Here is a 22777-nt window from a genome sequence, read left to right as displayed (position 1 = left end):
GCGCCGCCTCCGGGGAATGTGCCCGGGCTGATGCCCAGGCGTTGCGTCTTCCCGGCTCGCGCTGCGCTTAGCCGGGCTGCGGGGTCACAGCCGTCTGCGGTCCGGTAGCCCGGACAGGCGCGCCAGCGCCGCCTCCGGGAATGTGCCCGAGCCAACTTTCGAAGCCCGGGGGAAAAGTCGGTTTACTGGGCGAAAAGCGTATTAAAGCGGGAAAGTACCGCGCTACGTTCGCTAGTGCCCTCGCCTGCGGTCGGCAATATTTTCAGCTCGTTGAGCAGCGGGCGCTTCGCCGGAACATCGCTGCGGGCGGGCATAAGCCAGGCGTCGGCGACCAGCGCCTGGCCTTCCGGCGACAGCACATAATCAACGAAGGCTTTTGCGTCGTCAGCATGCTGGCTGGTTTTGAGGATCATCATCGGCCGCGGTGCAATGACCGTGCCGCTGGCCGGGAAAATCACCTTTAGCGATTCGCCCTGATGGATATTGCCGTAAGAGACATAATCAACCGCGCCGAATACCGCCGCTTTCGCCCCCTGCATCACCGGCGTTACCGCCTGGGCGTTCGGCCCGCTGACCACCATGCCATTCTTCTTTAACGCATCAAACAGCGCCCAGGCTTTATCGCCCATGCCATTCTGTAACCCGATCAGCAAATCCAGCGACGCGCCGGAAAGCGCCGGGTCCGGCGTCGTCACTTTGTCTTTGAACGCCGCTTCGGTCAGGTCGCGCCACTCTTTCGGCTCCGGGGTGCCGCTTTTGGTATTCCAGACGATCCCCAGGGCCGAAATACCCTGAGCAACGTAATCGGCGGATTTCAGGTTCGCCGGGACTTTATCGGCATTGGCGCTCTGATACGGCAGCAGCCAGCCGCGGTGATGCAAATCTTCCGCCGTATCCCACGAGGCGGAAATCAGCACATCCGCCTGCGGGTTAGCCTGCTCGGCCTCGAGACGCGCCATCACCTTACCGGTGGTGGCCTGGAAAATATTCACCTTAACGCCGGTTTTCTTCTCATAGCCGCTGGCAAGGTTTTTCGCCAGCGAGCCCGGCCCGGCGGTGTAGACGGTGAGCGCCTGGGCGCTGGAGATCGTGGTGGCGGACAACATCATCGCGAGCGCGGCTCCTTTGGTAACGGTGATAACGGTTTTCATACGGATTCCCCTGAGGTTGAAGTCACGGCGCGGACGGCGGCAATGCAGCCCGCAGATAAATGAATAATCTTGTCGGCCAGCAGCTCGGCTTCGCGACGGTCGTGGGTGACGTAGACGGCAGTGATGCCCAGCTGGCGCAGCAGGCGGCTCATTTCGAGGCACAGCGACTCGCGCAGCTCGCTGTCGAGATTGGAGAGCGGCTCATCGAACAGCAGCACGCGCGGTTCTGCGACGATGGCGCGGGCCAGCGCAACGCGCTGCTGCTGACCGCCGGAAAGGCCCGACGGTTTGCGGTCGGCGAAGCCGCTGAGACCGACCATCGCCAGCGCCTCCTCGACCCGTTGCTGTCGCTGCTGGCGCCCGACGCCGCGCATACGCAGCGGGAAAGCCACGTTCTGCGCCGCCGTCATGTGTGGCCACAGGGCGTAATCCTGAAAGACCATGCCGAGATCGCGCTGCTCCGGCGGCAAGCCCCAGCCGGTTTTCGCCACCAGGCGATCGCCAAAGTGAATGCTGCCGCTGGCGGGTACGGTTAATCCGGCGAGCAGACGCAGCAGCGTGCTTTTACCGCAGCCAGAAGGCCCCAGCAGCGCAACAATGCTGCCCGCATCGATATGCAGATCGATCTGATTAAGCACGGTGTGGGCGCCGAAGGCGAAAGAAACGCCGTCGAGTTTAATGCTGGTAAGCGCGCGCATTATCGCCCTCCCGTTGGGAAAGCGAGACTCTGCCCGCGGTCAACATCCGCCGGCGCGCGCTCACCTGAGACGAATTCAGGGGAGCTAACATATTGTTATCCTCTTTGGGACTTAGTGACGCCGACTATAGGGACCCTCGATGACGTATTGATTACATTTTCATTGCGGATTAACGTGTTGTCTGGCATCAGACCCATTTACCAAGGAACGCATATGAGCCGTTTTCGCCACGTGGAACTTCAGTACGCCAGTCGCCTGCTCAACCATGGCCCAACAATTTTGATAACCAGCTATGACGCCCACTCTCAACGCCGCAACGTCATGGCCGCCGCGTGGTCGATGCCGGTGGAGTTCGCTCCGCCGAGGCTGGCCATCGTGGTAGATAAAAGCGCCTGGACGCGGGAAATTATTGAGCGCAACGGCGCATTTGGCATCGTCGTTCCCGGCGTCGAGGCCGCCAGTTGGACCTACGCGGTCGGCAGCATCAGCGGACGCGATGAGGATAAATTTAACGCTTACGGCATCCCGGTCGTGCAAGGTCCGGAGCTGGGCTTGCCGCTGATTGAAGAGAAGTGTCTTGCATGGATGGAGTGCCGACTGCTGCCGGCAACGGCGGCTCAGGAGCAGTACGATACGCTGTTTGGCGAAGTGGTTTCCGCCGCCGCCGATGAACGCGCGTTCGTCAGCGGACGCTGGCAGTTCGACGACGATAAGATCAATACCCTCCATCATCTCGGCACCGGCAACTTTGTTGCCAGCGGCCGCCACGTCCGCGCCAATACCCCGGAAGAATAGCCCCCGCTCGCCTCCGGGGCAATTCTTCACCACCCTGCGCGTCTCTCCCGGGGGCGGCGCACAGCGCCTTGCCCGGGCTACCGGACCGCAGACCGCTGAGGGCGCGTAGCCCGGACAGATGCGCAGCATCGCCTCCGGGAGGTGAACTAGCGCAGCAAACGCCGCCGATCTTCGCTGGGCGTCAGGCCAAAGACCTTTTTATATAAGGTGGTAAAGTGGTTGCTGTTGGCAAAACCGCATAAATAAGCCACTTCGGTAATCGTCATATCGGTCTCGCGTAATTTGACGCGCGCCGAAACTAAGCGCAGACGCTTTAAATAATTATCCGGCGTCAATCCCGTCGCCTCTTTAATATGGCGAAAAGCGGTCCGCGTGGTCAGGTGGAATTTCTCCGCCAGCTGCGGCCAGTTATGTTCTTCAAAACAGTGCTCCTGTAGCCAGGTCAGCAATTTATGCAGCTTATATTTGGTGGTGCTATATTCGGCTTCGGTTTCCGCATGCAGAATCGTCGTCACCAGCTGGAAAAAGGCGGCTTCGCGCAGGGCAATATTTTGCCCCCGCCGCAGCTCGGCAGAAAATATTTTATCTACCAATTCCTTGCAGATATGGCGGGTATCCGGCGCCAGCCAGCCGTAGCAGGAAGCCTTTCGTGCGGAGAACGTCTGCAATAAGGTGTCGAGAGGCTGTAAATAATGAAATTCTACCAGTGGGTTAATTAATACGTTAATTAACTTAAGCGTTCCCAGCTCATCATAATAGTGAACATCTCCCGGCTGAACGTAAAAAACGTCGCCCTGCTGAATATATAATGGCCGGCCATTAATAACGTGTAAGCCGTGCCCTTCTTCAACGATCACCAGTTCAGCAAACTCGTGACTATGTTCATGGCTATTATCTTCCGGATCGCTGGCGTACATTCCCAGCTTATCCTGCGGATGGGTGAAATAATACTCAACGGTTAGCATCATCGATCGGGTCCAAAACGGCATACGGCGCAGGGGCAAGATAATGCATTTAACCGGCCGCCACGAGCAAGATTTATGGAATTGTGATCGGCGACCCGCTCATCTCATTATCAGTGCCATTTTGCCAGATGCATTGGCATTGCCAGAGTGGTTGCCGCGGGCGGCGGCGTCTTATGCTGCGGACAAATCAACACAGAGGACGCAGTATGTCACAGGCAATTCAGCATAATTCTCAGGTCATGATGACCCGCCACCCGAATTTTTTACGTACCGCCGAGGCGCTCCGGCCCGCGCTGAGTCGTCAGGCACACCCGCCGATCGCGGTAGTCGAAGCCCACGCCGACGCCGCGGCGCTCTTCGGCTGGCGCGCCGAGCCGGTGAGCACCCTGGCCGCGTTTTACCAGCGCGAGCTGAGCAGCGGCGATAGCGTCATTATTGATTTTGGCAGCCACTACGTTGGCTACCTGCATTTTCTCTGCCAGAGCGCCGGGAGTCCGCCGGACGCTCCGGCCCATCTGCAGTTGACCTTCGGCGAAACGCTGAGCGAAGTGTGCGAACCGTTCAGCGATTATCAGGGTTGGCTCAGCAGTAGCTGGCTGCAGCAGCAGGATCTGTGGCTTGATGTCCTGCCCGCCGAAATTGACCTGCCGCGCCGCTACTGCTTCCGCTATCTGAAGGTGGAGGTCAAAGCCGTTTCGCGCAAGTTTCGCCTGCAGTTCACGCAGATTGAGGTTAACGCGGTCACCTCGGCCAGCGGCGCATGCCCGGCAGCGACAACCGCCGACCCGCAGCTCAAGGCCATCGACAGCGTTGCCGTTCTGACCCTGCAAAACTGCATGCAGGAGGTGTTTGAGGATGGCCCCAAACGCGACCGCCGCCTGTGGCTCGGCGATTTACGTTTGCAGGCGCTGGTGAACGATGTGACCTTCGCCCGCCACGATTTAGTACGCCGCTGCCTGTACCTTTTCGCCGGGCATACTCGTGAGGACGGTATGGTATCGGCCAACGTGTTCGTGCAGCCGGATGTCATTGCTGACGATACTTTTCTTTTTGATTATTCTCTGTTTTTTGTTGACGTTCTCTATAACTATCTGCAAAGCGCGGAGGATATTGCCACCGCCCGCGAGCTGTGGCCCACGGCGCGTCGTCAGGTAGAACTGGCGCTGACCCGCTGCGACGCCTCCGGCATTGTGCGCGATAGCGACGACTGGTGGGTGTTTATCGACTGGCAGGCGTCGCTGAATAAACAGGCGGCGGCGCAGGGGGTACTGATTTACTGCCTGCAGCGCGCCGTCTGGCTGGCGGAGCGTTTCGAACCTGAACAGGCCGCAAGCTATCACCAGCGTTTACAGCAGCTCAAAGCGGCGGCCCTCGATGCGTTATGGGACCCGCAGCAGGGCTTTTACGTCAGCGGCGCCCGGCGGCAGGTCTCCTGGGCATCGCAAATCTGGCTGGTGCTGGCGGAAGTCGGCACGCCGCAGCAGCGCCGGGAGATCATGCGCAACCTGGAGAAAAATCCCCCCGCGGTCGCCATGAACACACCCTACCTGCGTCATCACTATATCGCCGCCCTTCTGCAGTGCGGGCTGCGCGACGAGGCAATTGCGCAGATCAAAGCCTACTGGGGAGCCATGGTCGACTACGGCGCCGATACCTTCTGGGAAATCTTCGACCCGGCGCATCCTGATTTTTCCCCTTATGGCAGCAAACTGATAAACAGTTATTGCCATGCGTGGAGCTGCACCCCGGCCTGGTTTATTCGCCAGTACGGACTTTAACAACAACGATAAGCGAGTGTATTTTTATGGCAGAAACAACCTTTACCCTGTGGCGGCAGAGCCTTGGCTATGGCATCGCCGACCTCTCCTGCAACCTCGTGTGGCAGATGATCTCTCTTTATCTGATGTTCTTTTACACCGACGTGATGGGCCTGCCCGCCTATTACGTTGGCCTGATGTTTCTCGTGACGCGTCTGGTGGACGGCGTTGCTGACGTGCTGATGGGGCTGGTAATCGACAATACCGCCACCCGCTGGGGACGCTGTCGTCCGTATCTGCTTATTGGCGCGATCCCCTTCGGATTGCTGTGTATTCTGGCCTTCTACGTGCCGGATTTCGGCACCACCGGTAAGCTGATCTACGCTTTTGTCACCTATCTGTGCCTGTCGTTTCTCTATACCATCGTCAACATTCCGTTCTGCGCCATGCTGCCGTTTCTGACGAACGACTCGCGGGAACGCACCACGCTGTCGGCGGTGCGTATTCTGCTCGGCTCGCTCGGCGCGACCATCGTCGCGGTCGCCACTCTGCCGCTGGTTGGCGCGCTGGGGAAAGGCAATCAGCAGCACGGCTTCTTCTACACGGCGGTGGTTTTCGGCGTTATTGCCACCTTCTTCCTGCTGGTGAGCTTCCGGAACGTTAAGGAAAATATCAGCATTACGCAGGAGCGCATGACCTTAAAACGCGCCTGGGTCAGCCTGCGCGCCAACCGGCCGTGGTTCGTCTTCGCCATCAATATTTTCCTGATGTGGGGCGCGTTTTTCTTCCAGACCGGGGCGCTGGTCTACTTTTTCCATTATTACGTCGGCAATAACGATCTCACGGCGATCGTCGCCGGGATCTCCACCTTCGTTCCTCTGCTGGGTACCCTCACCGTGCCGCTGCTCGCCAGCCGGATGAAAAAGCGCCACGTTTATCTGGTCGCCAGCGCGATCAACCTGGTCGGCATGGGCATGATGATGGCGGCAGGCGTTAACAGCTGGGGCCTGGTTGCCGGTGCGGTGGTGCTATCGCTTGGCGCCGGACAGCGCACGGCAATTTACTTCTCCATGCAGGCCGATCCGGTGGATTACGGGGTGTGGAAAACCGGCATCAATACCGCCGGCATTTTGACCTCTATCAACGGCTTTCTTGGCAAGGTGGCTATGGCGGGCGCGGGCGCTATTACCGGGGTACTGCTCTCATCCGGCGGCTATATCGCCAACCAGGCCCAAAGCGACGGCGCGATGCTGGCGATAAAAGCCTGCTACCTCTATATCCCGGCGCTGCTGATTGTCGCCTCAATGCTGTGGATTGGCCGCTTCTATCGCCTCGACGACCAGTATGAACAGATCCGCGCCGACCTTGATGCCGGACGCCGCGCGCCGTCGGACGCGTCGTCAGTCGCCGGAGAAAACCACGCCCTGTAAGGCGCAGCACACCCTTCATACCTCTGAAAAAAATAAGGATTAATATGCGTATCTCTTTGATTAGCGCGGCGGTTTGCTGCGCCCTTTTTTCGGCTTACGGCGCAAATGCGACCCCGCTCACCGTCGAACAACGGCTGGCGCTGCTGGAGGCCCGGCTTAATCATGCGGAGCAGGAGGCCGGAGAGGCTAAACGTCGGGCGCAGCAGGCGGAGCTGCGCACCAGCGCGGCAGAACAGCGTGCGGCGGCGGCGGAAAAACAGGTGCAGACGTTAAGCCAGCGCACCGATGCCACGGAGCAAAAGCAGCAGGCTGCCGACACACAGCTGGCGAAAACCCGCCTTACCGACGGTTTTGAATTTAACGCCTACGCCCGCTCCGGAATGCTGGTCAACAGCCACGGCAAAGGCGCGCGCGGCGGTCCGGGGATCTCGCCGGCCAGTTCGCTCAACGGTGACGCCCACGTTGGCCGTCTCGGCAATGAGAAAGATAACTACGTGGAGCTCAGCTTCGGCAAAAAAATGACCTTCAGCGACGGGTCGTGGGCGCACTTTAAAACCATGCTTGCCGACGGCGCGACCAACCCGGATCCGTGGGTGCAGGATAACGACAGCCACCATCTGAACGTGCGCCAGCTGTACGTCGAGATGGGTAATTTCGCCGATTTTTCCGGGCCGTTCAGGAGCGCCTCCATCTGGGCGGGCAAGCGTTTCGACCGCGATAACTTCGATATCCACTTTACCGATAGCGATATTATGTTCCTCGGCGGTACCGGCGGCGGGATCAATGACGTCAACTGGAACAGCACGCTGCGCGGCGATTACTCGGTCTATGCGCGCAGCTTTGGCGATCTGGGCAGCGATAACTATCAGGATAACGATATACAGAACCTGATGTTTACCGCCAACCACTTCTGGAACAACTGGCAGCTGATGACCACGGCGATGACCGCCCAGGGTAACGATGACCTGAAAGATACGACGTCGACGACCGGCAGCTACGCCCTGCGCAGCGATAATACGGCGAAAAACGGCTACTACGCGATGCTGGCGTATCACGACAAACAGCAATTCTATGGCCTCGCGCCGGGCGTATCGGAGAGCGCCCTGCAGTACGGCGGCGGGCTGGGCGCCGAAGCGCGGCAGCCGGGCAGCGACGGCGATCTTACCGAAAACGCCAAATCTCTGCGCTTTGCGTCATACGGTATTTTGCCGCTGGGGAAAAACTGGCAGCTTGCGCCATCGGTTATCGCCCAGCATAGCGAAGACCGCTATCGCGACGGGGACCGCTACGATTGGGCAACCTTCAACCTGCGGGTTTCTCAGGGGATCACCCGCAACTTCGCCCTGCTGTACGAGGCGTCCTGGCAATATATGGACCTGAATCCCAACGGACGAACCTATCGCTACGACAGCGGCGTGCATCAATACCAGGCGGTGAGCGGCGATTTTTACAAGCTGACCTTCGCCCCGACGTTTAAAGTGGGCGATGTATTGGATATTAAAGCGCGGCCGGAGATACGTTTCTTTGTTACGTGGATGAACTGGGATAAAGATCTGGATCGCTACGCGATCAACGATGATTTCGGCAGTAAAGGCTTTACCGCCGGAGGAAACTGGAACTTTGGCGTGCAGACGGAGATTTGGTTTTAATAAAGCAGCCCGTCCGGGGCAAACGCCTGGACGGGTTTATTTAAATACACGTTGTCACTTTGTCACTATGCCAGTTCTATATGAAGTAAAATAAACTAATAAAATAAAAACCATAACAGGCTATAAAGATAAAGGTTGTTTTTATAATTCCAATAAGTGACTTTCTTTTTTTCTCAACGATAAGAAGATCGTGAAACCTTTCTTGCTGTTGTTGTGGTGTTAAATTATTAAGTATTTTATTTTTTATATCATCGTGAATCTTTTTAAACGTTCGCTTTTCACCTGGAAAGCTACCGTGTAGAAGAAACAAAAAAATAAAGAAAAGCATAACGAAAGCCAATATCTGAATACTGGGATCAGTTACTCCCCAGCATCCAAGGGTAGCAATAAACAACCAGATACCATGAGTGTTTGCTCGCGCTCTAAACCTATCAATATGAGCGCTGTATTTCTCGACTTCTGTCAAAATAGAATCATTGGTTTCCATACGTAATACTCTCCTTTTTAAAGGCCCTGGTTACGAAATGGGGCAAACTCTGTCATTTTCCTTGCGAAGAATAACGTTTCAAATAACCTTCAACAAGTTGATAATCAATGGATTGCCCTGAAGCAATAAAAGCAGCTTTCTGGATGCACCGGTTGGATGACGTCGTTTCGTTTCCCAGCTTTTAACCAGCTCATAGCTAACGCCAACGGCGGCGGCGAAGTCCTGCTGTTTTAAACCTGTGGCTTCGCGTATCGCTTTCACATCAACTTCGCTGAAGGTATGAACGTGGTGCACCTTCGGCGTTTGTTCACCCTTCTCAATCCTGACCATTTCTTCTGCACTAGCCAGCAGATCGGCAAACAATTCGTCTTTCATACACACCTCAGTTGGCTCTCTGGCGCTATCAATGTATCGATCATTAATAGCTCAGCCTCACTTCATGTTTATTGGCTAGTTTAATAACTCAGCAACCTGCCTTAACATCTTTTTCTGCTCCTGGCTTAACTCATCCTGTTCATTTTTAGGATAGATGAGCGCCAGGTAGATTCTTCCCTTTATCGTTACATTATAGTAAATCACCCGCACGCCGCCGCGCTTTCCCGTTCCGGGACGACTCCAGCGGATTTTACGAAAACCTCCGGTTCCCGAAATGGTGTCACCTGCCTCAGGATCATTGATCAGGATTTCCTGGAAGGCCCGAAATTCATCATCCGGTAACAGCGCCTGGCGTCGTTTACTGAAACCTTGTAGTTCAATAAAAGTAAACATCTCATTCCCTGATGTCCTTACGACTTATCAGACAAAATACATGTACAGGGTACATTAATCAAGGAATTTTATGTACCTTGTACATGGTGACGCGTTTACCCATGACAAGATGTATCGCGCATGACTTCGCTTCAGTGCCCCCTCGCCCGGGGGCGGCGCAGAGCGCCTGCCCGGGCTACCGGACCGCAAACCGCCGGGAACGCGTAGTCCGGACAGATGCGCAGCATCGCCTCCGGGAAAGAAACCGGGTTACATGCTATAGCCCGGTTTCTTAATCAACTGTTCCATCTGCGGGGCGATTTCGCTGTCCCACACCTGCTGCCAGTCGCTCGGCTCAACCTGCTTCAGGGCCACGCTCACTGAACTCTCTTTGCTGTTGAGATGGCGAATAAACACCTCGGTAATATCGGCGGCCAGCGCCGCTTTTTGTTCATCATTCAGGTCGCGGGGAAAACATTTAATATCAACGTGCGGCATAGCAGGCTCCTTTATTGTCTGGACGATAAAACTAGCATAATCCGGATCGCTTTTTGTGCTTTAAATCAGCTCGTTGCGGCACAGAACGGCTTCGAGTTTGGGATGGCGATACACCGCATCCGCCACGGCGACGAATTTTGGCGTCTGCGCCGCAAACCACTCCCGGCGCGGCCCCCAGGCGCACATCGCCGCAATATAGCAGTCCAGCAGGGTTATTTCCGCGCCCAGCGCATACGGCGCGGCGGCAAGCTGCTCCTCCAGCCATAGATAGAGCGATTTGCGATAGCTGATGCAGCTTTCCCGCAGCTGGTCTGGCGCATCGGCGGCCCAGCGCTCCGGGTAATCCGCAAAGGTAAAGGTGGGATAAACGTTCGCCACCAGCCAGATGAGCAGACGCTGAAAGGCATGCCGCTGCGGCGATCCCGGCGCCGGAGCCAGATCCGGTCGAACGTCGAGGATCATCAGGGCAATCGCCGCGGTTTCGGTCATCACGCTGCCGTCTGCAAGCGTCAGGGTCGGCACCTGACACAGCGGGTTTATCTTTTTGAGGCGGTCGCGCTGCGGGCCCGGCTGGTCAAAGCCCTCAACGTTAACAAAATGGTACGGGAGATCGGCCAGCGTCAGCATCAGTTCGCTAATTGTTGAGCCCCAGCCGGGTACGCCATAGACGGTGATCATATTCTGCGCCCTCGATGAATTTGCCGCTCAGGAACAGAGCGGCGACGGGTTTAGCAATTTTGCAGTATAGATTTGATTACGCCATGCCGCTATTGAGGCCCCCTCGCACATGCGAAACGGCAGAGCTACGCCGACTCGCGCGCCACCAGGTGAAAGCCGATATCAATAATCGCTTCCCGTTCTTCTCCGCCTTCTATGCGGTCGGCAAGCAGCGTGGCCGCCTGCTCGCCGATGGCATGCCGGTCGACGCTGACGGTGGTGATGGCCGGACGGTTGCTGGCGGCGAAGTCCAGATCGCCAAAACCGATCACCGCCAGATCCTGCGGCACGCGCAGCCCCCGGCTTTCGGCTTCCATAATCGCCCCCTGGGCAAGGGTATCGGAGCTGCAGACGATAACGTCAAACTCGCCGCCGGCGAGCAGCTCGGCCAGCCCGCGACGCCCCAGCGCCAGCGATGCCGGAAGCGGCACCTCGACCTGCGGCGCATCGTCAATGCCGTTTTTGGCCAGCCGGGCGCGGAGCCCCTGCTTTCGTAACGTCGCGCGCGCATCGCCGGCCCACAGCAGACCCGGGCGGCGGTAGCCTTTTTCCAGCAGGTACTCGCCAATGGTTTCGCCGACTTTTTCATGCGAAAAACCGACCAGCATATCCAGCGGCGTCGGGGTGAGATCCCAGATTTCCACCACCGGCGTGGCGGCGTTGAGGATCGTCTTCTTCAGCGCCGGGGCGTGCTGAATGCCGGTCAATACCACGCCATCCGGACGCCGGGAGAGTAAGGTTGCTACCAGCTCGGCTTCGGTCTGCCGGCTGTAGCCCGCCACGCACAGCAGCATATGGTAGCCGCGCGCCGCCAGGGTATCGCTCAGCGCCTGGATGGTATCGACAAACATATTGTTATTGATTTGCGGCACCACCACGGCCACCAGCTTGCTGCGCCTGGAGGCCAGGCCGCCGGCCAGCGCGTTAGGGATATAGCCCGTTGCCTGCACCGCCTGCATCACTTTCTCGACCGTTTTTGGCCTCACCAGCTGCGGCGTATTCAGCGCCCGGCTGACCGTCATCGACGACAATCCGGCGCTACGGGCTACGTCATCCAGCGTCGGCGCGCGCGTCGGTTTTCTGCTTTTCACGACTAAGCCCCTGTGTTGAGTCGTTTTCTGTGGGCATTATTGATGATGGCCCGCGCAATTGCCAGCGCTCACCTCGACATCCCCAATAGAATCAAATACCTGAAACACAAAATGTTATCGCTATCATTTTTATTTGTGATTTTTCACAAACCTTTTTGGATCGTGACCTGCGCTGCATAATTTTACCCTTTATAACCGCTAATTGTGATCGTTTGTACAAATTAAAATCACTGTCGTAGCGCCAGGAAAATTTCAGGATTAAAAATGTTAGCGCAAACATTTTATCACTAAAAAGGAACTGACTATGACCTCGAGCGCTAATTCCGAGTCCGTAACCTACGCCAAAGCTTCCGGCGTCAGAACCGCCGCTGAAACCGGCGACCGCATTGAAAACGTCAAACTGTCGCTGGCCTTTCTGCCGCTGGCGACCCCCGTTAGCGATGCAAAGGTTCTGACCGGTCGGCAAAAACCGCTTACCGAAGTAGCGATCGTTATCGCGGAAATCCGCTCCCGGGACGGCTTTGAAGGCGTTGGCTTCAGCTATTCCAAGCGTGCGGGCGGCCAGGGCATTTACGCCCACGCCAAAGAGATCGCCGATAATCTGCTCGGCGAAGATCCGAACGATATCGACAAGATCTACACCAAACTGCTGTGGGCCGGCGCATCCGTTGGCCGCAGCGGTATGGCGGTACAGGCCATCTCCCCTCTTGATATTGCGCTGTGGGATATGAAAGCCAAACGCGCCGGACTACCGCTGGCGAAACTGCTGGGCTCGCACCGCGATTCCGTTCAGTGCTACAACACCTCCGGCGGCTTCCTGCATACGCCGCTGGATCAGGTGTTAAAAAACGTGGCTATCTCCCGTGAGAACGGGATTGGCGGGATTAAGCTGAAGGTTGGTCAGCCGAATACCGCCGAAGATATTCGTCGCCTGACGGCGGTGCGTGAGGTGCTGGGCGATGACTTCCCGCTGATGGTGGACGCCAACCAGCAGTGGGATCGCGAAACCGCCATCCGCATGGGGCGCAAAATGGAGCAGTTCAATCTGATCTGGATTGAAGAGCCCCTTGACGCCTACGATGTTGAAGGCCACGCGCAGCTCGCCGCCGCGCTGGATACGCCGATTGCCACCGGCGAGATGCTGACCAGCTTCCGCGAACATGAGCAGCTTATCCTCGGCAACGCCAGCGACTTTGTCCAGCCGGATGCGCCGCGCGTCGGCGGGATCTCCCCGTTCCTGAAGATTATGGATCTGGCGGCGAAGCACGGTCGCAAGCTGGCCCCGCACTTTGCGATGGAGGTACACCTGCATCTCGCCGCCGCCTACCCGCTCGAGCCGTGGCTGGAGCACTTCGAGTGGCTGAACCCGCTGTTTAACGAACAGCTGGAGCTGCGCGACGGGCGGATGTGGGTTTCCGAACGCCACGGTCTGGGCTTTACCCTGAGCGAACAGGCCCGCCGCTGGACCCAGCAAAGCTGCGAGTTTGGTAAACGCCCTTAACCGAATTCCCCGGATGGCGGCGTAAGGGCTACCGGTCCGCAGATGACTGAAAACCTGTAGCCCTGCCGGGGAAATACCTCTTATTGACTGTACCCACAATAAACAACCCTGCAAAGGAGTTGAAGATGACTACCCCCTTAAAACGCAGCAACGTGCGTTACGGCATATTACTGTTTTTATTTCTGGCTACCGTATTTAATTATGCCGACCGGGCAACGCTGTCCGTCGTCGCGCCTATTATGAGCAAAGAGTTAGGCTTTGATCCCGAGGCGATGGGGCTGGCCTTTTCAGTTTTTGGTATCTCCTACGTCATTATGCAAATACCCGGCGGCTGGCTGCTGGATAAATATGGTTCGCGGCTGGTTTACGGCTGCGCGCTGATTGGCTGGTCGATCGTCACCATGTTTCAGGGAACAATCTATCTGTTCGCCAGCCCATTGATCGTACTGGTGATTCTGCGTCTGATGATGGGCGCGATTGAAGCTCCCGCCTTCCCCGCTAACAGCCGTCTCAGCGTACAGTGGTTTCCCAATAAAGAGCGTGGGTTTGTCACCTCGGTCTATCAGGCCGCGCAGTATATTTCCCTGGGAATTATTACGCCGCTAATGACGATTATTCTGCATAATTTAAGCTGGCACTACGTATTTTATTATATTGGCGCTATCGGCGTGGTGCTGGGGATATTCTGGCTGGTAAAAGTAAGAGATCCCTCTTACCATTCAAAAATTAACCAACAGGAGCTCGACTATATTCGCGAAGGCGGCGGCGAGCCGGAATTAGGTACGAAAAAAACGCAGCAGAAATTAACCCTCGCGCAGATTAAAAGCGTCTGCGTTAATCGCATGATGATCGGCGTGTATATCGGCCAGTTCTGCGTAACGTCCATTACCTGGTTCTTCCTGACGTGGTTTCCCACCTATCTCTACCAGGCCAAAGGTATGTCGATCCTCAAGGTCGGTTTTGTCGCCAGTATCCCGGCCATTGCCGGATTTATCGGCGGACTGCTCGGTGGGGTATTCTCAGACTGGCTGCTCAAACGCGGCTACAGCCTGACGACCGCCCGCAAGCTGCCGGTGATCTGCGGCATGCTGCTCTCCTGCGTGATTGTCGTCGCCAACTACACCACCTCAGAAGTGGTGGCGATCGCCGCCATGAGCCTGGCCTTCTTTGCTAAAGGTTTCGGTAACCTCGGCTGGTGCGTGCTGAGCGACACCTCGCCGAAGGAAATGCTGGGAATTGCCGGCGGAGTGTTCAACATGTGCGGCAACCTGGCGAGTATTATCACGCCGCTGGTTATCGGCGTGATCCTCGCTAATACCCACTCCTTTGATTACGCCATCCTGTACGTCGGTTCCATGGGCGTGCTGGGCCTGTTCTCCTATCTGTTTATCGTCGGGCCGCTGGACCGTTTGACGCTGACCCCGCGCGCCGCCTGATTTAAAACCCTGGCGAGCATTCGCCTCCGCTGTTTCGCATCACACTCCTGCGAAACAGCGGTTTTTTAGTAGGTTATCCCCGGCGGATTCACTTCCGATTGCGTCACCTCTTCGCCCTGCTCTCCCCAGCGCGCCAGCACTTTCTGATACTCGCCGCGAGCAATCGCGCCGTTCAGCGCCGCCTGCAGCGCCGGAGCCAGGCCGTTGCCCTTTTTGGTCGTGGTGGCAACGTACGCTTTTTTCGGCCCCAGGCCGACGACTTTGGTTTTGCCGCTGAGCGCCGCTTTATAGGCCGCCACCGACTGCGGCCCAAAGAACACGTCCGCGCGACCGGACTGAATATAGAGGTTGCCCGAGGCGTCATCGGTCAGGTAGACCGGCAGCGCGGGTTGCCGCCCGGCGGCTTCGTTTTCGGCGTTCCAGCCGAGCAAAATCCGTTCCTGGTTAGTCCCGGACCCGACGATCACTTTTTTACCCGCGAGATCCGCCGGACCGCTCACGCGGGCGATATCGCTGGTTGATTTCACGGAAAAGGCCAGAGAGTCAACGCGATAGGTGGCAAAATCAAACTTCTCCTTCCGCTGCTCGGTCACTGCAATATTGACCAGCGCGACGTCGTAGCGTCCGGAAGTAATCCCCAGCGGCCAGTCCTCCCAGGCGGTGGGCACCAGCTTTAGCTTCAGCCCGAGGCTGCCGGCCAGCAGCCGGGCAATATCCGGGTCGCTGCCGATACGCGTGCGGTTATCGCTGGCCAACAGCGCCAGCGGCGGCGAATTGAGCGCCGAAATCGCCACCGTTAAGGTACCCGGTTCGACGAAGGCGTAATTTGCCGGGATCTTCGCGAGCGCCTGCTCATCGCGGGTCACCGGCAGCGGCTGCTCGTTGGCGCGCAGGTCGATAGCCGCCTGCGATGCCGCAGATAAAGAGAGTAGTGTCAGGGCCAAAAGTCCGTTTCTCATGCCGCTAATACCCTCGATAAGAACTGCCGCGTACGCGGATGCTGCGGTTGGTTCAGCACCGCGTCGCTGCTGCCCTGCTCGACTATCTTGCCGTCGACCATAAACACCACCCGGTCCGCCACCTCTTTCGCAAAACCGATTTCATGGGTGACCACCACCAGCGTGGTGCCGGAGCGCGCCAGCTTTTTAATCACGTCCAGCACTTCCCCCACCAGCTCAGGGTCGAGCGCGGAGGTCGGTTCATCGAACAGCATTACCCGCGGGTTAAGCGCCAGCGCCCGGGCAATAGCGATGCGCTGCTGCTGGCCGCCGGACAGGTGCCGCGACCAGGCCTCGGCTTTATTGCGCAGTCCGACCACGTCCAGCAGTTCATACGCCCGCGCGATCGCCTCTTTGCGGGTCGCCTGCTTATGGGCGATGGGGGCTTCAATCAGATTTTCCAGCACCGTCAGATGCGGGAACAGGTTGAAGTTCTGAAATACGTAGCCGACGTTAACCCGCTGGCGGAGGATCTCTTTCTCTTTCAGCTCGTAGAGCTTGTCGCCTTTACGGCGATAGCCGATATAGTCGCCATCGATCTGAATAAAGCCTTCATCCACGCGCTCCAGATGATTAATCGCCCGCAGCAGCGTCGATTTTCCCGAACCGGACGGCCCGAGGATCACCGTCACCGTGCCGGGTTCGATTTCCAGCGATACGTCATCAAGCGCTTTATGGCGGCCAAAATATTTGCTGACGCCGGTGATGGAGATATGGCCGTTACGAGAGTTGGGCATGGGCGGACTCCTGGGGTTGTGGGCGACGAATGGACTCAACGCGACGGCTGCTGCGGGCGCTATTGACCGCCGAGCGGCGTTCGCTGCGGGCCAGTCCGCGCTCGACCAGATACTGGATCAGCGACAGCACGCTGGTGATCGCCAGATACCATGCGGCGCCGACCATCAGCAGCGGGATCACTTCCTGGGTGCGGTTATAGATCATCTGGATGGTGTAAAACAGCTCCGGCATCGCCAGCACGTAAACCATAGCCGTCCCCTTGGCGAGGCTGATAATTTCGTTAAAGCCCGCCGGTAAAATGGTGCGCAGCGCCTGAGGCAGAATAATGCGCAGGGTCCGACGGCTGGCCGGAAGCCCCAGCGCCGCCGCCGCTTCATACTGCCCGTGATCGACCCCGAGAAAGCCGCCGCGGATAATTTCGGCGGTGTAGGCGCTTTGCACCAGAGTCAGTCCGACAACGGCGGTAGAAAACTGCCCCAGTACGTTGATGGTCTCAAAGCTGGCCCAGCGAATCGCGGTGAACGGAATGCCTATCGCTAGCGTGTCGTAAAGATAGGAGAAGTTGTAGAGAATAATCAGCACCACGATCAGCGGCAGCGAGCGGAACAGCCAGATATAGCCCCAGGCCAGGCTGCTTAGCAGCCATGAACTGGAGAGCCGGGCCAGCGCCAGCAGGCCGCCGAGAATAACGCTCAGCGCCGTCGCCAGCAGGGTCAGCAGCAGCGTCTGCCCGAGACCTTCAAGGATCACCGGGTCAAAGAACCAGCGGGCAAAGACGCGCCACTCCCAGCGCGGGTTAAAGGCGACCGATTGAATCACCACCGCCAGCACCAGCAGCGCCAGCACCGCGCCTACCGCCCGCAGCGGATAGCGCGCGGGGACAACCTTAATCGTTTCCTGGGTATGCATATTGGCTCCTTAAGCGCTCTGGCTCAGCGCGCTGACCGCCAGCGCTTTCGTAAAGCGCAGTCGACCATCGAACGGCGGCAGGCTGTACTCTTCCGGATCGCGGCTGAGGTCAAACTGCGCCTCGTAGCCCTGGCTCAGGTAGAGCCGCACCGCTTCCGGCTGCCGAAAACCGGTGGTCAGATAGATATGGCTGTAGCCCGCGAGCAGCGCCCGTCGCTCCAGCTCCTGCACCACTTTCGCCGCCAGCCCCTGCTGGCGCAGACGACGATGGGTCCAGATACGTTTGATTTCTGCCGTATGGGCATCTTTCGGTTTGTACGCGCCGGTGGCGATAATTTCCCCTTCGCGCTCCAGCACGATAAATAGCCCCTGCGGCGCCAGATACCATTCAGTCAGCTCGACTTCGGCATCGCGGGAGAAATAGTCGCCGTAGCGCGCGGCGTACTCGCCGAACAGGCCCTCAATAATCGGCTGCAGCTCCGGCGCTTCCGGAGAGACATCGCGGAATAGATCGCTCATCATGCCTCCTGTTAGTCGCCGAGTCCGGCCGGGTTGATTTCCGATTGCGGAATGCTCTCCACGCCTTCCCCCCAGCGGTTCAGCACCTTCGCGTAGTCGCCGCTGCGGATTGCGCCGTTCAGAGCCGTCTGTACCGGTTCTACCAGACCGCTGCCTTTTTTCACCGTCACGGCAATATGCGCCGCCTTCGGCCAGCCGCCGTCAACGCTGCCTACCAGCTTGGTTTTGCCGGTCAGCGCCGCTTTCCACGCGCCGATCACGTTGGGGCCGAAGAAGGCGTCGGCGCGCCCGGACTGCAGCGCCAGGGTCTGGGCGGCGTCGTCTTTGGTGTAGACCGGCGTAAACGGCTTCAGCCCCTTCTTGAGATTCTCGGCGTTCCACGCCAGCAAAATGGCTTCCTGATTGGTGCCGGAGCCGACGATAATCCGCAGCCCGGCAATATCTTCCGCTTTTTCAATTTTGCTCAGCGGACTGGTGCTCTTGACGTAAAAACCCAGCGAATCTTTGCGGTAGGTGGCGAAATCAAACTTCTCTTTGCGCTCTTTGGTCACGGTGATATTGCTGACCGCCGCATCATATTTGCCGGAAGCAACGCCGAGCGGCCAGTCCTCCCACGAGGTGGGTACCACATTCAGCTCCAGCCCGAGGCTGTCGGCCACCAGGCGGGCGATATCCACCTCGCTGCCGAGCAGGGTTTTGTTATCGTCAGAAAACACGGTCAGCGGCGGTGAGTTCAGCGCGGCGACCGCGACCGTCAGCTTACCCGGCACCGCCAGGTGGAGACCTTTCGGCAGCTGCGCGATAGCCTGCGGGTTTTTCGCCGTATGAATCGGCGTTTTGTTGGCTTCGAGGCTCACGCCGGTGCCGTTGATCGTGACGTTCTGCGCCCAGGATGACGCGCTAACGGCCAGCGCCAGCGCCAGTAATAGCGATTTTTTCTGCGTTTTCTGCATAGCGGGTGTTCTCTATTATTGTTTTTGGAATTGATTCACGGGCTCTGCCAGCCCTAAGCTTTCGCGCAGCGTGGTGCCGGGATATTCCCGGCGGAATAGTCCGCGCTGCTGAAGAATCGGTACCACCTGATCCACAAAGCGCGGGAAGGTATCCGGCGTACCGCCCTGGATAATAAAACCGTCCGTCGCGCGCTGTTCAAACCACTGCTGCAGACCATCCGCCACCTCTTCAGCGGTTCCGGCAAAGCGCGGTCGCGGGCTGGCCGCCTCCAGCGCCACCTGGCGCAGCGTCAGGCCGCGTTCGCGGGCATTGCGTTTTATCTCGTCGGTGGTGCTGCGAAAGCTGTTCTGCCCGAGGTCGCCGATATCCGGGAACGCCTCATCCAGCGGATACTGGGCAAAGTCGTGGTGTTCAAAATAGCGGCCGAGATAATTCAGCGCGTCTTCAATCGATACCAGCGCAGCGGTGGTCTGGTATTGCTGCTCCACATCGTCGGCGCTGTCGCCAACGATGACGCTGACGCCCTGGAAGATATGCAGTTCACTCTCCCGGCGGCCGTGCGCTGCAAGCTGGCTTTTGACGTCGCGATAAAAGGCCTGCGCCTCCGCCAGCGACTCCTGATGGGTAAAAATAGCGTCAGCGTGGCTGGCGGCTAACTTTTTACCGTCATCGGAGGCGCCCGCCTGAAAGATAATGGGCCGGCCCTGCGGCGTGCGGGCAATATTTAGCGGACCGGCTACTTTAAAGAAATCGCCGTGATGATTAAGCGTGTGCAGCTTGTTTTTATCAAAGAACTGGCCGCTCTCTTTATTACGAATAAACGCGTCCTGCTCCCAGGAGTCCCACAGGCCTTTGACAACCTGCAGATATTCATCGGCAATACGGTAGCGCAGCGCATGATCGGGATGCTGGGCGCGGGAGAAGTTTTTTGCTGAGCCTTCCAGCGGCGAGGTGACCACGTTCCAGCCCGCGCGGCCGCCGCTCAGATGATCGAGGCTGGCGAACTGGCGGGCGGTGGTAAAGGGTTCACTGTAGGAGGTCGACAGGGTACCGACCAGGCCTAAACGCGAAGTTACCGCCGCAAGGGTGGATAATACGGTGAGCGGTTCAAAACGATTTAAAAAATGCGGGATCGATTTTTCATTAATATATAAGCCATCGGCAACAAAAATAAAATCGAGCTTGCCCTCTTCCGCTTTTAACGCCGTCTGCTTGACGAACTCAAAGTTAATACTGGCGTCGGCCAGCGCGGCCGGATGACGCCAGGCCGACATATTTCCCGATGCGCCGTGTAATATAGTACCAATGCGCAGCTGCCGTTGTTCAGACATCGTTAATCCTTAGTCAATGACCCTGAATAATTAAAGTGCTTGTAATGCCTGCTCTGCCAGATCGGCAAAGTAGTGCGCCGCCGGGGCGATTAAACGCTCATCCGGGTTAAACGCCGGATGGTGAAGACCAAATTCGCTGGCGCTGCCGATGCTGACGAACGCGCCGGGAATATGCTGAAGATAAACGGCAAAATCCTCCCCGCCGAGATGGAGATCCGCATGGTGCGTGCGGTAGCCAGACTTATCGGCCACGTCGCTGGCGAAAGCGGCCCAGCGCTCATCATTAACCAGCGCGGTCGGTCCGGCGTACCAGAAGACATCGATCTGCGCGCCAAAGGCGCTGGCGAAGCCGGCGGCAATCTCGCTCACCCGCGCTTTCACCCGCTGCTGGACTGCGCTGCTGTGGGTGCGCAGCGTACCTTCCAGCTCGACGCTTTCCGGCAGGACGTTCCAGGTATTGCCGCCCTGAATCCGCGTGACGCTAAGCACCACGGAATCGAGGGTATTCACTTCGCGACTGGCGACGCTTTGCAGCAGGGTCACCAGCTGGCTGGCCAGCAGAATGGCGTCCTTCCCTTCATGAGGCCGGGCGGCGTGAGCGCCTTTGCCGGTCACCTTAAACACAAAGCGATCGACGTTGGCGTAAAACGCGCCGCCTCGGGTGGCGAATTCGCCCACCGGCAGCCCGGGTTCATTATGCATACCGAAAATGGCGGAAACGCCCTCCAGCACGCCGGCGCGAATCAGGGTTTTCGCGCCGCCGAAGCTCTCCTCCGCCGGCTGGAACAGAATACGGACGCGTCCCGCCAGCTGCGCTTCGCGTTGTTTCAGCAGTAAGGCCGCGCCAAGGATCACGCTGGTATGAATATCATGCCCGCAGGCGTGCATCACGCCGGCATTCAACGAGCGAAACGGCACGCTGGCCGCCTCTTCGATAGGCAGCGCATCGATATCGGCACGCAGGGCTATCACCTTATCGCCGCTGCCCACTTCGGCAACCGCGCCGGTTTTCAGTTCATAAGGCAGCAGGCTGATGCCGCCGCTCTGCAGCCAGTCGCGAATACGCGCGGTGGTGTCGACCTCCTGCAGCGAGAGCTCCGGGTACTGGTGCAGTTCGCGCCGCCAGCGAATTAACTGTTCGGCAAGGCTCATGGCTGCACCTCCGCGCTCAAATGCGCCCGGGCCAGCAGGCGCAGGGAGTTAAGGCGCGCCGCGCCATCGCTAATGGGCGTATCGATAATAAATTCGTCGATGTTCCAGGTCGACTGCAGGGCATCCAGCTGCGCTTTCACCTGTTCCGGGGTGCCGAACAGCACCGCCGATTCCCGCCGGGCGATGCGCGTCGGCCTGCTGCCCGCCTGACGGGCAAAGGCGGCCGCCTGCGCTTCGCTGCCGACGGTGACCCGCTGGCCGTTTTCCAGCTCAACGCCCCACGTTTCGACGGATTTTGCCAGCTCCGCCGCCGTCGCGGCCTCTTCGGCCACGATGACCTGGACGGCAATAATCGCGTCTCGACGGCTCAGTTCGCGCCAGCGGGTTAACACCTCGCGCAGCAGCTGCTTATCGCCGTTGAGATGGGCGGCGAAGACGAAGTTCCAGTCCAGCTGCGCCGCCAGCTGCGCGCTCTCCAGGCTGGCGCCGAGCAGAAAGCCGTCGGCGCGACGCGGCGGGATCGGCGTTGCGCGGACGCTCTCCTCACCGTCGGTTTCGGTCAGCGACAGCCAGTTGTCGAGCTGCGCCAGCTGGTCGGCAAAACGCCCCTTTTGCTGGGGGTTAAGCCCCTGCTGCAACGCGCGAGTGGAGAGCGGCAGTCCGCCAGGGGCTTTGCCCACGCCCAGATCCACGCGGCCCGGGGCGAGGGAAGCCAGCATATTGAAGTTTTCCGCCACTTTATACGGGCTGTAGTGCTGCAGCATGACGCCGCCGGAGCCAACGCGAATCCTGCGGGTCTGGCCGAGGATCCAGGCAATGGCCAGCTCTGGCGACGGACTGGCGAGCTGGTCAGTATTGTGGTGTTCGGCTATCCAGAAGCGATGATAGCCCCAGGCTTCCGCCTGTTGCGCAAGCGTTAATGTACGCGCCAGCGCCTGGGCAGCCGTTTCTCCGGCTGCCAGCGGGCTTTTATCCAGAATACTGATTCGATAAGACATTTCGCAGGCTCATGTGGATTAACATGACTGCATTATTAGAAGCGCCCGCGGCTGGTGAGAAACAATTTATTTACATGTGCTCTGCCGGAAATTAGATATGCGGTGAGGTAACTGCCCCGGAGGCGATGCTGCGCATCTGTCCGGGCTACGCGTCCTCAGCAATCTGTGGCCCGGTAGCCCGGGCAGGCGCTGTGCAAGCCGGGAAGAAGCCGCAGCAATGCCAAGTTACGGCATATTCCCCGGGTTGCGGCGTAAA

21 protein-coding genes and 1 pseudogene are annotated in these 22777 nt (G+C 58.3%); 6 read left to right on the top strand and 16 right to left on the bottom strand.

The features are described 5' to 3' along the window. Positions 1-182: 182 nt before the first annotated feature. Together F8562_RS15285 and F8562_RS15280 are read right to left on the bottom strand one after the other, a co-directional pair. The gene (locus tag F8562_RS15285; protein WP_014838417.1) at positions 183-1151 is read right to left on the bottom strand and encodes an ABC transporter substrate-binding protein; all 969 of its coding nucleotides are present in this window, start codon (positions 1149-1151) and stop codon (positions 183-185) included. After that, a complete protein-coding gene (locus tag F8562_RS15280; RefSeq protein ID WP_160740895.1) occupies positions 1148-1852 on the bottom strand; it encodes an ABC transporter ATP-binding protein in 705 nt (234 codons plus the stop codon). The genes F8562_RS15285 and F8562_RS15280 overlap by 4 nt, the downstream gene beginning before the upstream one ends. Before the next feature lie 210 nt (positions 1853-2062). Here F8562_RS15280 and F8562_RS15275 point away from each other — a divergent pair, with 210 nt between their 5' ends. Further along, complete coding sequence (locus F8562_RS15275; RefSeq protein ID WP_004850682.1) at positions 2063-2644, top strand: flavin reductase family protein; 582 nt, start codon at positions 2063-2065, stop codon at positions 2642-2644. Positions 2645-2790: 146 nt separating this feature from the next. Here the strand turns inward: F8562_RS15275 and F8562_RS15270 are convergent, their stop codons facing one another. After that, positions 2791-3612 carry a helix-turn-helix domain-containing protein gene (locus F8562_RS15270; RefSeq protein WP_014229266.1) on the bottom strand — a complete coding sequence of 274 codons (822 nt, stop codon included), beginning with the start codon at positions 3610-3612 and terminating at the stop codon, positions 2791-2793. Between the two features lie 203 nt (positions 3613-3815). On the opposite strand from F8562_RS15270, the gene F8562_RS15265 reads away from it, so the two are divergent. The 3 genes from F8562_RS15265 to F8562_RS15255 are packed head-to-tail and all read left to right on the top strand — an operon-like array spanning position 3816 to position 8445. After that, the gene (locus F8562_RS15265) at positions 3816-5387 is read left to right on the top strand and encodes a family 78 glycoside hydrolase catalytic domain (protein WP_014838415.1); all 1572 of its coding nucleotides are present in this window, start codon (positions 3816-3818) and stop codon (positions 5385-5387) included. Between the two features lie 26 nt (positions 5388-5413). Beyond that, positions 5414-6796, top strand: coding sequence for a glycoside-pentoside-hexuronide (GPH):cation symporter (locus F8562_RS15260; RefSeq protein WP_094909379.1), 1383 nt, complete (start codon positions 5414-5416; stop codon positions 6794-6796). A 44-nt stretch (positions 6797-6840) separates the two neighbouring features. Beyond that, entirely contained in the window at positions 6841-8445 is a 1605-nt protein-coding gene (locus F8562_RS15255) for a carbohydrate porin (protein ID WP_014838414.1), read from the top strand. A gap of 76 nt (positions 8446-8521) precedes the next feature. On the opposite strand, the gene F8562_RS15250 is transcribed toward F8562_RS15255, so the two are convergent. From F8562_RS15250 to F8562_RS15225, 6 genes are all read right to left on the bottom strand, one after another. After that, positions 8522-8932, bottom strand: a complete 411-nt coding sequence (locus F8562_RS15250; protein WP_089046363.1) for a hypothetical protein — start codon at positions 8930-8932, stop codon at positions 8522-8524. A gap of 78 nt (positions 8933-9010) precedes the next feature. Further along, positions 9011-9307, bottom strand: coding sequence for a NadS family protein (gene nadS, locus F8562_RS15245; protein WP_004138143.1), 297 nt, complete (start codon positions 9305-9307; stop codon positions 9011-9013). A gap of 75 nt (positions 9308-9382) precedes the next feature. Continuing rightward, positions 9383-9700: a type II toxin-antitoxin system RelE/ParE family toxin gene (locus F8562_RS15240; RefSeq protein ID WP_014229262.1), complete on the bottom strand. Its 318-nt coding sequence runs from the start codon at positions 9698-9700 to the stop codon at positions 9383-9385. A gap of 249 nt (positions 9701-9949) precedes the next feature. Then, positions 9950-10177: a tautomerase PptA gene (gene pptA, locus F8562_RS15235; RefSeq protein WP_094909378.1), complete on the bottom strand. Its 228-nt coding sequence runs from the start codon at positions 10175-10177 to the stop codon at positions 9950-9952. A gap of 60 nt (positions 10178-10237) precedes the next feature. Further along, positions 10238-10855 carry a glutathione S-transferase family protein gene (locus tag F8562_RS15230; protein ID WP_014838412.1) on the bottom strand — a complete coding sequence of 206 codons (618 nt, stop codon included), beginning with the start codon at positions 10853-10855 and terminating at the stop codon, positions 10238-10240. Between the two features lie 125 nt (positions 10856-10980). After that, on the bottom strand, positions 10981-11985 hold the full coding sequence (locus tag F8562_RS15225) for a LacI family DNA-binding transcriptional regulator (RefSeq protein ID WP_014229260.1): 1005 nt from the start codon (positions 11983-11985) through the stop codon (positions 10981-10983). 304 nt (positions 11986-12289) lie between these two features. Between F8562_RS15225 and F8562_RS15220 the strand changes: the two genes are divergently transcribed. Continuing rightward, positions 12290-13486 (top strand): L-talarate/galactarate dehydratase, encoded by a 1197-nt coding sequence (locus F8562_RS15220; protein ID WP_014838410.1) that lies wholly within the window; start codon positions 12290-12292, stop codon positions 13484-13486. Positions 13487-13611: 125 nt separating this feature from the next. After that, positions 13612-14922 (top strand): MFS transporter, encoded by a 1311-nt coding sequence (locus F8562_RS15215; RefSeq protein WP_094909377.1) that lies wholly within the window; start codon positions 13612-13614, stop codon positions 14920-14922. Positions 14923-14987: 65 nt separating this feature from the next. Here F8562_RS15215 and F8562_RS15210 read toward each other — a convergent pair whose 3' ends face one another. The 7 genes and pseudogenes from F8562_RS15210 to F8562_RS15175 form a co-directional block, all read right to left on the bottom strand. Continuing rightward, on the bottom strand, positions 14988-15881 hold the full coding sequence (locus F8562_RS15210; RefSeq protein ID WP_163467631.1) for an ABC transporter substrate-binding protein: 894 nt from the start codon (positions 15879-15881) through the stop codon (positions 14988-14990). After that, entirely contained in the window at positions 15878-16657 is a 780-nt protein-coding gene (locus F8562_RS15205; protein ID WP_014838408.1) for an amino acid ABC transporter ATP-binding protein, read from the bottom strand. Before F8562_RS15205 ends, F8562_RS15210 begins: the two co-directional genes overlap by 4 nt. Next, positions 16641-17567, bottom strand: a complete 927-nt coding sequence (locus tag F8562_RS15200) for an amino acid ABC transporter permease (protein WP_014838407.1) — start codon at positions 17565-17567, stop codon at positions 16641-16643. The genes F8562_RS15205 and F8562_RS15200 overlap by 17 nt, the downstream gene beginning before the upstream one ends. Before the next feature lie 9 nt (positions 17568-17576). Beyond that, a complete protein-coding gene (locus F8562_RS15195; protein ID WP_004120729.1) occupies positions 17577-18086 on the bottom strand; it encodes a GNAT family N-acetyltransferase in 510 nt (169 codons plus the stop codon). A gap of 11 nt (positions 18087-18097) precedes the next feature. Then, positions 18098-20371, bottom strand: a pseudogene (locus tag F8562_RS29480) (NtaA/DmoA family FMN-dependent monooxygenase). Positions 20372-20401: 30 nt separating this feature from the next. Next, a complete protein-coding gene (locus F8562_RS15180; protein ID WP_014838404.1) occupies positions 20402-21523 on the bottom strand; it encodes an amidohydrolase in 1122 nt (373 codons plus the stop codon). Then, positions 21520-22521, bottom strand: a complete 1002-nt coding sequence (locus F8562_RS15175; RefSeq protein ID WP_014838403.1) for an LLM class flavin-dependent oxidoreductase — start codon at positions 22519-22521, stop codon at positions 21520-21522. The genes F8562_RS15180 and F8562_RS15175 overlap by 4 nt, the downstream gene beginning before the upstream one ends. Positions 22522-22777: the final 256 nt, after the last annotated feature.

The sequence above is a fragment of the Klebsiella sp. RCJ4 genome (genome assembly GCF_009025755.1).
Taxonomy (GTDB): domain Bacteria; phylum Pseudomonadota; class Gammaproteobacteria; order Enterobacterales; family Enterobacteriaceae; genus Klebsiella; species Klebsiella michiganensis.
Note: the sequence above shows the minus strand (reverse complement) of the source record. Positions and strands in the feature narration are given on the sequence as shown.

Bases quoted from the DNA above. Each gene is read 5' to 3' on its own strand.
- pptA (WP_094909378.1), bottom strand. From the start codon at position 10,177: ATGCCGCACGTTGATATTAAATGTTTTCCCCGCGACCTGAATGATGAA.
- F8562_RS15275 (WP_004850682.1), top strand. From the start codon at position 2,063: ATGAGCCGTTTTCGCCACGTGGAACTTCAGTACGCCAGTCGCCTGCTC.
- nadS (WP_004138143.1), bottom strand. From the start codon at position 9,307: ATGAAAGACGAATTGTTTGCCGATCTGCTGGCTAGTGCAGAAGAAATG.
- F8562_RS15220 (WP_014838410.1), top strand. From the start codon at position 12,290: ATGACCTCGAGCGCTAATTCCGAGTCCGTAACCTACGCCAAAGCTTCC.
- F8562_RS15265 (WP_014838415.1), top strand. From the start codon at position 3,816: ATGTCACAGGCAATTCAGCATAATTCTCAGGTCATGATGACCCGCCAC.
- F8562_RS15240 (WP_014229262.1), bottom strand. From the start codon at position 9,700: ATGTTTACTTTTATTGAACTACAAGGTTTCAGTAAACGACGCCAGGCG.
- F8562_RS15270 (WP_014229266.1), bottom strand. From the start codon at position 3,612: ATGATGCTAACCGTTGAGTATTATTTCACCCATCCGCAGGATAAGCTG.
- F8562_RS15230 (WP_014838412.1), bottom strand. From the start codon at position 10,855: ATGATCACCGTCTATGGCGTACCCGGCTGGGGCTCAACAATTAGCGAA.
- F8562_RS15200 (WP_014838407.1), bottom strand. From the start codon at position 17,567: ATGCATACCCAGGAAACGATTAAGGTTGTCCCCGCGCGCTATCCGCTG.
- F8562_RS15285 (WP_014838417.1), bottom strand. From the start codon at position 1,151: ATGAAAACCGTTATCACCGTTACCAAAGGAGCCGCGCTCGCGATGATG.
- F8562_RS15205 (WP_014838408.1), bottom strand. From the start codon at position 16,657: ATGCCCAACTCTCGTAACGGCCATATCTCCATCACCGGCGTCAGCAAA.
- F8562_RS15195 (WP_004120729.1), bottom strand. From the start codon at position 18,086: ATGAGCGATCTATTCCGCGATGTCTCTCCGGAAGCGCCGGAGCTGCAG.
- F8562_RS15260 (WP_094909379.1), top strand. From the start codon at position 5,414: ATGGCAGAAACAACCTTTACCCTGTGGCGGCAGAGCCTTGGCTATGGC.
- F8562_RS15210 (WP_163467631.1), bottom strand. From the start codon at position 15,881: ATGAGAAACGGACTTTTGGCCCTGACACTACTCTCTTTATCTGCGGCA.
- F8562_RS15175 (WP_014838403.1), bottom strand. From the start codon at position 22,521: ATGTCTTATCGAATCAGTATTCTGGATAAAAGCCCGCTGGCAGCCGGA.
- F8562_RS15180 (WP_014838404.1), bottom strand. From the start codon at position 21,523: ATGAGCCTTGCCGAACAGTTAATTCGCTGGCGGCGCGAACTGCACCAG.
- F8562_RS15255 (WP_014838414.1), top strand. From the start codon at position 6,841: ATGCGTATCTCTTTGATTAGCGCGGCGGTTTGCTGCGCCCTTTTTTCG.
- F8562_RS15215 (WP_094909377.1), top strand. From the start codon at position 13,612: ATGACTACCCCCTTAAAACGCAGCAACGTGCGTTACGGCATATTACTG.
- F8562_RS15250 (WP_089046363.1), bottom strand. From the start codon at position 8,932: ATGGAAACCAATGATTCTATTTTGACAGAAGTCGAGAAATACAGCGCT.